Origin of the sequence: Marinimicrobium sp. UBA4209, assembly GCF_002381585.1 — a bacterium.
In the GTDB taxonomy this organism is placed as follows: domain Bacteria; phylum Pseudomonadota; class Gammaproteobacteria; order Pseudomonadales; family Cellvibrionaceae; genus Marinimicrobium; species Marinimicrobium koreense.
In genome coordinates this window covers 14,625-15,549 of record NZ_DFTP01000052.1, presented here as the reverse complement: position 1 = coordinate 15,549, position 925 = coordinate 14,625, and the positions used below count along the sequence as shown (strand labels likewise).

Below are 925 nucleotides of genomic sequence, written 5' to 3'. Positions count from 1 at the left end.
AAGTTGACGATCTCGTTGCGGAAGTCCTTCGGGTTGCTGATGCCTGCGGGCTTCTCGATTTTTTCCAGTTCCTGGTTGAGGGCGCCCCGGTCGAGGATTTCCCCGGTGTCCGGGTCCCGGTATTCCTGGTCCTGAATCCAGAAGTCGGCAAAGGTGACGTAGCGGTCGAAAATGTTCTGCCCGTACTCGGTGTAGGATTCCAGATAGGCGGTCTGGATTTCCTTGCCGATAAAGTCCACATAGCGCGGTGCCAGGTACTCTTTGATAAAGCCCAGGTAGCGCTCGCGGGTTTCCGCGGGGAACTGTTCGCGCTCGATCTGCTGCTCCAGCACATAGAGCAGGTGCACCGGGTTGGCGGCCACTTCGGTGGGGTCGAAATTGAACACCTTGGACAGGATCTTGAACGCAAAGCGGGTGGATAGCCCGGTCATGCCCTCATCCACGCCGGCGGCGTCTCGGTATTCCTGGATGGACTTGGCTTTCGGGTCGGTGTCTTTCAGGCTCTCGCCGTCGTAGATGCGCATCTTCGAATAGATGTTGGAGTTTTCCGGCTCCTTCAGGCGCGAGAGCACCACAAACTTGGCCAGCATACGCAATGTGTCCGGGGCGCAGTGGGCGTTGTTCAGGGAGCTGTTTTCCAGCAGCTTCTCGTAAATTTTCACCTCTTCGGACACGCGCAGGCAGTAGGGCACCTTGACGATGTACACCCGGTCCAGAAAGGCCTCGTTGTTCTTGTTGTTCTTGAACGCCTGCCACTCGGATTCGTTGGAGTGGGCGAGAATGATGCCCTCAAAGGGAATGGCGCTCAAACCCTCGGTGCTGTTGTAGTTGCCCTCCTGGGTGGCGGTCAGCAGCGGGTGCAGCACCTTGATCGGCGCCTTGAACATTTCCACAAACTCCATCAGCCCCTGGTTGGCCCGGCACA

General features: G+C 57.8%; 1 protein-coding gene. It reads right to left on the bottom strand.

Going from position 1 to position 925, the window contains the following annotated elements; all coding sequences use genetic code 11:
* Positions 1-925, bottom strand: a 925-nt coding sequence (locus B3187_RS07735) for a PrkA family serine protein kinase (RefSeq protein WP_286805570.1), incomplete at both ends; no start/stop codon positions are given.